The following is a 10,469-nucleotide window of genomic DNA, read 5'->3' on the forward strand; positions in this document are numbered from 1 at the left end:
CTAACGCCCGTTGAGCGGAGGGAGGAATGTCAAAAAGCGTGCCGACAGAAATTTATCCAGCAAATACAGGCATATGGCGTTTTGCAGGGTGAGAAAAGGGCGAAGGATTCAGCAAAAAGTGCGCAAGGGCTTGCGCACCTGAGTAATTCCTTGCGCAGTGGCTGGAGGCCTTGTAATCCGTGGCTTTCAGTGTGAATGACCGGTTTTGGGTGCGCATTTTCTTGCATATCAGGGCCATGAGCTATCGAGCATTAATTTCCGTTAAATATTTTGTCTCCAGTTCGTTCTTGTTGATACGACCAAGCCTCATGGTCAGGCCTATTCAGCAAGGACCCAATGCATGAATCCCGAACACGCCCATAAACTGGCTCGCCGTTTTGTCGAGCTGCCTCCTGAAAAACGTCGGTTGTTTCTCGACGGTATGCGCCAGGAGGACATGGACTTTTCGTTGTTCCCGATCCCGTCCTGCATTGGGCTTATTGAGCGCGATGGCCTGTCCTATGCCCAGCAGCGCATGTGGTTTCTCTGGCAACTCGACCCTGAAAGCTCCGCCTATAACCTGCCGATGTCGGTGTGTCTGAACGGCTCGCTGGATGTCGCGCTTCTGGAGCAGGCCTTCAGTGCCCTGGTCGAGCGTCATGAAAGCCTGCGCACGACCTTTGGTCAGGACGGCGACCGGGCCTTCCAGCGGGTAGCGGAACCTGCGCCGGTAAGCATCGAATTGCTGGATCTGAGCACCTTGCCAGCGGAGCAGCGCTGGTCGACGGCGCATCGGGAAATGGCCCTTCAGGCCGGGCAGTCCTTCGATCTGGAGAAGGGGCCGCTGTTCAGTATTCGTCTGCTGCGTCTGGCGCAGCAGGAGCATGTATTGCTGCTGAACCTGCATCACATGATCACCGACGGCTGGTCGATGAATGTGCTGATCGATGAATGGTTGCGTGGCTACGATGCGTTGGTGGCAGGCAAGACCTTGCAGCTGAATCCGCTGGCCGTGCAGTACCGCGATTATGCGTTGTGGCAACGCAGTTGGCTGGAGGCGGGCGAGCAGGAGCGGCAGCTCGACTACTGGCGCGAGCATCTGGGTGAAGAACATCCGGTGCTGGAACTGCCCACCGACCGGCCGCACCCGGCGCTGCCGACTCATAGTGGCGCGCGTCTGGAAATCTCGCTGGACACCACGTTGCTGCGGGACCTGAAAAATCTGGCCCAGCGTCAGGGCGTCACCTTGTTCGTCGTGTTGCTGGCTTCCTTCAAGAGCCTGCTGCATCGCTACAGCGGGCAGACCGATATCCGCGTCGGTGGGCTGATTGCCAACCGCACGCGCAGTGAGACCGAAGGTCTGATCGGTTGCTTCATCAACACTCAGGTATTGCGCAGCGAAGTGACGGCGCAGACCCGATTCGTCGATCTGTTACAGATCGTGCGCCAGGCGGCGATGGGCGCGCAGTCCCATCAGGAGTTACCGTTCGATGCGGTGATCGATGCCTTGCAACCCGAGCGCAGTCAGAGCCATAACCCGCTGTTTCAGGTGATGTTCAACCATCAGCCGGTGGTTGCCGATCTGCTGGACAAGCAACTGGCAAGCGGTCTGCGGGTGACCAATCTGCCAGCCGAACAACAGGCTGCTGCCGGACGTGCCCATGCCGCTGCCAGCGACCTGATGCTGGCCACCAGCGGTGAAGGCGAGCAGCTCAATGCGGCCTTTACCTACGCCACCGATATTTTCGACGAGGCGACCATCGCTCGTATGGCCGGACACTGGCGCAACCTGCTGGTTTCGGTCTGTGCCGATCCGCAGTTGCCGGTGGGCGAGCTGTCGATGCTGGCGGCCGACGAGCGTCAGCAATTGCTGGATGTCGATGCCGCGCCACGGGCCAGTTCTGCCACGCCCGCACATCGTCTGTTCGAGGCGCAGGTCAAACGTACGCCCCATGCGCAGGCGCTGGTCATGGCAGGTGAAAGCCAGGCACCTGGCCTGAGCTACGAACAACTGAATCAACTCAGCAACCGTCTGGCCCATCGCTTGCGTGGGCAAGGCGTAGGGCCTGACGTATTGGTGGGCGTTGCCTTGGGTCGCTCCCTGGAAATGGCCGTGGCCTTGCTCGCGGTGCTCAAGGCGGGCGGAGCCTATGTACCACTGGACCCCAGGACACCGACCGAGCGTCTGAACCATGTGCTGCAGGACAGCGGCCTCAAATTGCTGCTGACCCGCAGCGAACTCCTGCCAGATTTGCCGGCGCTGGGCGATATCCAGTGCCTGTGTCTGGACCGGCAGGACGAGCAGGGCGAAGCCGCTGAACAGAATCTGGATGTCAGCGTCGATCCGGCCAATCTGGCTTACGTGATCTACACCTCCGGCTCCACCGGTCGCCCCAAAGGCGTGGCCATCAGTCATGGCGCGCTGGCCGAGTTCGTCACCCTGGGCGCGACTTACAGCGACTTGCGCGAAGGTGATCGGGTCCTGCAATTCGCCACCAACAGTTTCGATGGCTTTGTGGAGCAGTTCTATCCGCCGCTTTGTCATGGCGCCTGTGTGGTACTGCGTGACGATCGACTCTGGGACAGCAGCACCTTCCATCAGGCGGTTGTCGAGCATGGCATTACCCTGGCGGACCTGCCTGCCGCGTACTGGCTGACCCTGGTGCAGGATTACGCCGCCCGGCCACCTGCGCACTATGGTGCGTTGCGTCAGATCCATGTGGGCGGCGAGGCCATGGCCGTAGAAGGCTTGCGCTTGTGGCGTCAGGCCGGGCTCGGTCATGTGCGACTGCTCAACACCTACGGGCCGACCGAGGCCACGGTGGTGTCGAGCATCCATGATTGCAGCGCATTGACGCCGCAGACCGTCTCCTGGCGCGGCGTGCCCATTGGCCGGGGGCTGGCGGGACGTCGTCTGTACGTGCTCGACGACCAGTTGAACCTGCTGCCTCAGGGCGCGGTGGGTGAGTTGTATATCGGTGGGCCGGGTCTGGCCCGGGGTTATCACGGCCAGCCAGCGCTGAGCGCCGAGCGTTTTATCGCCGACCCGTTCGTGGCGGGTGAACGGCTTTATCGCACCGGCGACCGGGCGCGGCTGGGAGCCGATGGTGCGCTGGAGTACATCGGACGCGTCGATCATCAGGTGAAGATCCGTGGCTTCCGGATCGAACTGGGCGAAATCGAATCGCGTCTGCAACAGTGCACCGGCATTCGCGAAGCGGTGGTGCTGGCGCTGCCACTGGCTGGCAGCACGCAACTGGTGGCTTATCTGGTGCCTGAAGCTGCAGCCAGTCTCGATGTCGAACAGGCAGCGCTGCGTCAGGGTATCAAGGCCCAACTGCAAGCCGGCCTGCCGGACTACATGGTGCCCACCCATCTGCTGCTCTTGCCGAGCCTGCCGCTGACCCCCAGCGGCAAGCTCGACCGCAAGGCCTTGCCGGTTCCCGACCCGAGCCAGTTGCAAGCGGCGTATCGCGCACCGCAAACCGAGCTGCAGATCTGTCTGGCGGCCATCTGGGTGGAAGTGCTGCATGTACCGCAGGTTGGCCTGGACGATCAGTTCTTCGAGCTGGGCGGCCATTCGCTGCTCGCCGCGCAAGTGATTGCCCGGATCAAGACGCAACTGGGCGTCAGCCTGCCGCTGCGCACCCTGTTCGAGAAACCTGTGTTGAGCGATCTGGCCGCCGAAGTGGCGCTGCTCACCGATGACACGGCTGACAACGACTGGAGCGATATGGACCAGTTCATGGATTCACTGGAGGAATTTGGCGCATGACCGGGACTACTGCTGCACGTATCGCTAAACGCTTTGTCGGGCTGCCCCTGGAACAGCGTCAACAGTTCCTCGCCAGACTGCGCCAGGAAGGCAAGGACTTCAGCCTGTTGCCGGTGCCGGTCAGCCGCCATGATTTCGACGAGATTCCGCTGTCTTTCGCGCAACAGCGACTGTTGTTTCTCTGGCAACTCGACCCGCTGAGCGATGCCTACAAGATGACCACCGGCCTGCGTCTGCGCGGTGAGCTGGATGAGTCGGCGCTGCTGTGTTCGTTCGATCATCTGATCGAGCGCCATGAAGTCTTGCGTACGGTGTTCAACACCGAGGGCGACCAGCCGCGGCAAGTGATCCTCGGCAATCAGAGTGTGGCGCTGGAACGTGTCGATCTGTCGGCCTTGTCGGAAGGCGTCCGCGAAACCGAACTGGCCCAGCAGGTCGAGCAGAGCACTCGTCAGCCGTTCGATCTGCACAAAGGTCCGCTGTTGCGTGCCAGTCTGTACCGCCTGGTTGCCGATGAACACGTGCTGGTGGTGAGCATGCATCACATCGTTTCCGATGGCTGGTCGATGGATGTGATGATTCAGGAGTTCGTGCACTGCTATCAGGCTTACAGCGAATGTCGCGAGCCGGTGCTGCCGGAGCTGCCCTTGCAGTACGCCGACTATGCGATCTGGCAGCGCAAGTGGCTGGAAGCGGGCGAGGGCGAGCGGCAACTCGATTACTGGCGTCGGCAACTGGGCGACGAGCAGCCGCTGCTGGACGCTGCCCATGATTTTCAGCGTCCGGCGACCCAGAGCTTTCAGGGCGAGCACCTGAAATTCGACTTTGGCCTCGACCTGTCCCGACAATTGAATGCCTTTGCCCGCAGCCAGGGCATGAGCCTGTTCATGCTGGTGCTGGCCGGTTTTTCCCTGTTTCTGTCTCGCAAGGCCGGGCAGCGGGATATCCGTATCGGCGTGCCCAATGCCAACCGTGGCCGGGCTGAAACCGAAGGCCTGATCGGCTTTTTCATCAACACCCAGGTGCTGCGCTGCGAAGTGGACGAGCGCCTGAGCTATCTCGATCTGCTGGCCCGGATTCGTGAAACCTCCTTTGGTGCCCAGGCACATCAGGACGTGCCGTTCGAGCAACTGGTGGATCAACTGGCACCGGAGCGCAGCCTGGGTCACAACCCGCTGTTCCAGGCCAAGTTCAACCAGAACGTGGTGCTCAAGCAGAAAGTGGCCCTCAAACTGCCGGGGCTGGAGGTCAGTGAATACGCGTTCCACAAGGATGGCGCGCATTTCGATCTGGCGCTGGATATCACCGACGATGGCGCGCTGATTCATGGCGACATGACCTTTGCCAGCGACCTGTACAAACGCTCGACTGTCGAAGGCTTCATTCCGGCTCTGCTTGAGCTGTTCAAGACCTTGCTCGCAGCCCCGCAAGCGCCTTTGTTCGGCCTCGGCACGCTGCCTGTCCAGCATAAGCAGATCGATCGTGAACCTGCCGCGCAGGTGCTGCAACAGTGGCAGGCTCAGGTCGAGAAGCAGCCCGAGGCCCTGGCCGCCCGTTGCCTTGAGCGCACCTTGACCACTGCCGAACTGGATCAGGCGGCCAATCGTCTGGCCCATCATCTGGTGAGTCTGGGTGTGAGCGAAGGTCAGCCTGTGGCGGTGCTGATGGAGCGCTCGCTGGACTGGCTTACGGCGGTGCTGGCGATCTTCAAGGCGGGCGGCGTCTACATGCCGTTGGACGTCAAGGCACCGGATGCACGTCTGCAACAGATGCTTGAAGGTGCCGGTGCCCGGGTGCTGCTATGTGCCGAAGGCGATCAGCGCCAGACTTCGCTGTCGGTGGCCGGTTTTCAGGGTCTGACCTATGCGCCGAGCCTCTGGCAGCACCAGCCTGTCACCCATCCTGCCATTGTGGTTTCGGCGCAGTCGCCGGCCTATGTGATTCATACCTCCGGTTCCACCGGTCAGCCCAAAGGCGTGCTGGTCAGCCATGGCGCGCTGGGCAGTTATGTGCGTGGCCTGCTCGAACGTCTGGAGCTGGCACCGGACGCCAGCATGGCGCTGGTCTCGACCATCGCTGCCGACCTGGGCCATACCGTGCTGTTCGGTGCCCTGTGTTCCGGGCGTCCCCTGCACGTATTGACGGAGGCTCTGGGCTTTGACCCGGATGGTTTTGCCGAGTACATGGCCGAGCATCGCGTCGGCGTGCTGAAAATCGTCCCCGGTCATCTTGCAGCCCTGTTGCAGGCTGCCAACCCCGCCGATGTGCTGCCGCAGCATGCGCTGATTGTCGGTGGCGAGGCGTGTCCGCCAGCCTTGTTCGAGCAGGTTCGACAGCTCAAACCGGGCTGCCGCTTCATCAACCACTATGGTCCCAGCGAAACCACGGTGGGTGTGCTGACTCATGAAGTCCAGGCCATCGATCCGGCCCGTTCCGTGCCGGTGGGGATGCCATTGCCGGGGGCTCATGCCTACGTGCTGGACGATGTACTGAACCTGAGCGACGAACAGGTTGCGGGTGAGTTGTATATCGGCGGCGACAGCGTGGCGCTGGGGTATCTCGGGCAGCCGGGTCTGACAGCCGAACGCTTTGTGCCGGACCCCTTTGCCGGGGAAGGGCAGCGGGTCTATCGCAGTGGTGACCGGATGCGTCGCAGCCGTCAGGGGCTGCTGGAGTTCATCGGTCGCAGCGACGATCAGGTGAAAGTGCGTGGCTATCGGGTGGAGCCTGCCGAAGTGGCGCGGGTGCTGCTGCGCTTCGAGTCGGTGGCCGAGGCCACGGTGGTGGCGCAAGGTGTCGAGGGGGATGAGTCCCGCCTGCAACTGGTGGCGTATTGCGTGCCTGCTGCGGGCACGACGCTTTCGGTCGACACCCTGCGCGAGCAACTGACCGCCAGCCTGCCGGAATACCTGGTGCCTGCGCAGTTCGTGGTGCTGGAGCGTCTGCCGCTGACCGCCAACGGCAAGCTGGACAAGCGCGCCTTGCCCAAGCCGGGCGTGATCAAACAGCGCTACACCGCACCGGTGGGCGAGATCGAGGAAAAGCTCGCCGCGGTCTGGGCCGATGTACTCAAACTGGAGAAAGTCGGCACCACCGACAACTTCTTCGAGCTGGGCGGCGATTCGATCCTCAGCCTGCAGATCATCGCCCGTGCCAAGCGGCAGGGCCTCAAGCTGAGCCCCAAGCAACTGTTCGAGAAACAGACCATCGCCCAGTTGGCGACGGTGGCCAAACTGATTCAGAAGAAACCCGCAGCAGCCGTCGAACAGGTGAGCGGCAATTTGCCGTTGCTGCCGATTCAGGCGCGCTTCTTCGAAATAAACATTCCCGAGCGCCATCACTGGAACCAGTCGGTGATGCTCAAGCCCAACCGCCCGCTGGAGGCCAGTCACCTGCTGGCGGCCTTGCAGGCGCTGATCGAGCAGCACGATGCCCTGCGTCTGGGCTTTGCCCAACAGGACGGCCAGTGGCAGGCGAGCTTCGGGCCGCTGTCCACCCGCGATCTGCTGTGGGTGCATGAGCTGGACAATATCTCGCGCCTGACCGAACTGGCCGATGAAGCCCAGCGCAGCCTGGACCTGAAGAACGGCCCGCTGCTGCGTGCGGTGCTGGTGAGCCTGCCGGAAGGTGAGCAGCGTCTGCTGCTGGTGATCCATCACCTGGTGGTGGACGGTGTGTCGTGGCGCGTGTTGCTGGAAGACCTGCAACAGGCTTATGTTGCCCTGAACACCGGCAAGGCTCTGGCACTGCCGGCCAAGACCAGTTCCCTCAAGGCCTGGGCCGAGCAACTTCATCGTTATGCCGCCAGCGAGACTCTGGCTGCCGAGCGCGATTACTGGCTGCAAACCCTTAGTGGCGATATCCAGCCATTGCCCTGTGACAATCCGCACGGCACGCAACGCAATCGCGATGTGGCGCACGCTTCGTCCTGGCTGAGCAAGGACCTGACCCACAAGCTGCTCAAGGTGGCCCCGGCGGCTTACCGGACTCAGGTCAACGACCTGCTGCTGACGGCCCTGGCGCAGGTGTTGTGCCAGTGGAGCCGGCAGCCTTCGGTGCTGATCCAGCTGGAAGGCCATGGCCGCGAAGACCTGTTCGACGATATCGACCTGAGTCGCACGGTCGGCTGGTTCAGCAGTCTGTTTCCGGTCAGGGTGACACCGCAAGCCGAACTGGGCGCAAGCATCTGCGGCATCAAGGAACAACTGCGGGCTGTGCCGAACAAGGGCGTCGGCTATGGCGTGCTGCGCTATCTGGGCGATGCCGGTTTTGCTCGCGAGCTGGCTGCCTTGCCCCAGGCGCAGGTCACTTTCAACTACCTGGGACAATTCGACGGCAGCTTCAATGCAGATGACGGCGCCCTGTTCGTACCGAGTGGGGATAGCAGCGGTCATGCCTTGAGTGAAGACGGGCCATTGAGCAACTGGCTGAGCATCAACGGCCAGGTGTTCGACGGCCAGTTGCAACTGGACTGGGCGTTCAGTGGCGAGGTGTATCAGGCTGCGACCATCGAGGCTCTGGCGCGCCAGTACGAGCAGGCGCTGACAGCGGTGATCGAGCATTGCCTCGATGGCCAGCAAGGCGTCACGCCATCGGACTTCCCTCTGGCCACCCTGACTCAGACGCAACTGGACCGCTTGCCGATTGCCGCCGGGAATATCGACGATATCTATCCCTTGGCACCGATGCAGCAGGGCATGTTGTTCCATAGCCTGTTCGAGCAGGAAGCGGGCAACTACATCAACCAGTTGCGTGTCGATGTGGCGGGGCTGGATGTCGAGCGCTTCAAGGCTGCATGGCAGGCGTCGGTGGATGCCCATGAAGTGCTGCGCAGTGCCTTTGTCAGCCATCTGGAGCACTCGCTGCAAGTGGTACAGCGGCAGGCTGTTGTGCCCTTCGTCGAGCTGGATGCCCGCAATCAGCAGGCGGCGTGGCTGGATGACTGGGCGCAGGCCGACCGGCAGAAGGGCTTCGATCTGACCCGGGGACCATTGCTGCGTCTGGCGCTGCTGCGCACGACGGACAATAGCCATCACCTGATCTACACCAGCCACCACATCCTTATGGACGGCTGGAGCAGTTCGCGCCTGTTGGGCGAAGTGCTGCAACGCTACAGCGGTCAGCCGCTGCCACAGCAAAGCAGCCGTTATCGCGACTATATCGAATGGTTGCAACGCCAGGATGCCCAGGCCAGCGAGCGTTTCTGGACGGAACAGGTGGCGGAACTGAGCGAGCCGACTCGTCTGGTACAGGCGCTCAAATCCAGTGCAGGCGGGCAGGGTTATGGGGATTACTTCCACCTGATCGATGCGGCGGGTACTCAGCGCTTGAGTGATTTCGCCCGCGAGCAGCGTGTGACCCTCAACACCCTGGTGCAATCGGCCTGGCTGTTGCTGTTGCAGCGTTATACCGGGCAGTCCAGCGTCACCTTCGGGGCGACCGTGGCTGGACGTCCGGCAGATCTGCCGGGTGTCGAGGAGCAGCTGGGTCTGTTCATCAACACTTTGCCGGTGATCGCCAGCCCGCGTCCCGAGCAGTCGGTGGCGGATTGGGTGCAGCAGGTGCAGACCAAAAACATTGCTCTGCGCGAGTACGAACATACGCCGCTGTACGACATCCAGCGTCTGGCGGCCAGCGGTGGCGAGGCGCTGTTCGACAACATTCTGGTGTTCGAGAACTACCCGGTCTCCGAGGCCTTGCAACAGGCTCCGGCAGGTCTGGCTTTCAGCGGCTTGCACAATCAGGAGCAGGCGCATTATCCGCTGACTCTGGTTGTCGAAGCGGGCGATACGCTGTCGGTGCGTTTCAGCTACGACCGCCAGCACTTTGCCGCCGAAACCGTGGCGCAACTGGCCAGCCATTTCGATCACTTGCTGCAAACCCTGAGCACTGCGCCGTCGGCTTCGTTGGGCGAACTGGCATTGCCGACTGGCTGGATACAAACCGTGCAGACCTGGCCAAGCGCGCAGTGCGCCCATCAACTGATCGAGGCTCAGGCCGCCCGCGTACCCCAGGCCATTGCCCTGAGCCTGGGCGACCGGCAGCTGACTTACGAAGACCTGAACCGTCGCGCCAACCGTCTGGCCCACAAGCTGCGCGAGCAGGGTGTTGGCCCGGAAGTGCGGGTCGGCTTGGCGGTGGAACGTAGCCTGGAAATGGTCGTCGGCATCCTGGCGATCCTCAAGGCCGGCGGTGCCTACGTGCCGCTGGACCCGGATTCTCCCTCGGAGCGCCTGAACTACCTGATGAGTGACAGCGGCATTGCCTTGCTGCTGACCCAGGACCATCTGTTGACCAGCCTGCCGCTGCCGCCGCAGGTGAACACCCTGTCGCTGAACGATTCGCTGCAAGGTTATGCCGAGAGCAACCCGCTCAACCTGAGCACGCCGGATAACCTGGCCTACGTGATCTACACCTCGGGTTCCACCGGCAAGCCGAAGGGCACATTGCTGCCGCATCACAACCTGATGCGCCTGTTTGCGGCCACCGATGACTGGTTCAAGTTCGATGAGCGTGATGTCTGGACCCTGTTCCATTCCTACGCCTTCGACTTCTCGGTCTGGGAGATTTTCGGCGCACTGCTGCATGGCGGTCGTCTGGTCATCGTGCCTCGGGACGTCAGCCGCTCGCCGGACGACTTCCATGCCTTGCTGGTGCAGGAACAGGTCACGGTGTTGAACCAGACACCGTCGGCGTTCAAGCAGTTGATGCGGGT

Annotated in this window: 2 protein-coding genes; both read left to right on the plus strand. The window is 62.0% G+C overall.

Features of this window, described 5'->3' with window-relative positions; translation table 11 throughout:
• Positions 1-340: 340 nt before the first annotated feature.
• A complete protein-coding gene (locus JSY17_RS15575; protein ID WP_206402284.1) occupies positions 341-3,754 on the plus strand; it encodes a non-ribosomal peptide synthetase in 3,414 nt (1,137 codons plus the stop codon).
• Positions 3,751-10,469: non-ribosomal peptide synthetase (locus JSY17_RS15580; RefSeq protein WP_206402286.1), on the plus strand; the 6,719-nt coding region annotated here is incomplete at its 3' end. The genes JSY17_RS15575 and JSY17_RS15580, both read left to right, overlap by 4 nt.

It is taken from the genome of Pseudomonas capsici (genome assembly GCF_017165765.1).
In the GTDB taxonomy this organism is placed as follows: Bacteria; Pseudomonadota; Gammaproteobacteria; order Pseudomonadales; family Pseudomonadaceae; genus Aquipseudomonas; species Aquipseudomonas capsici.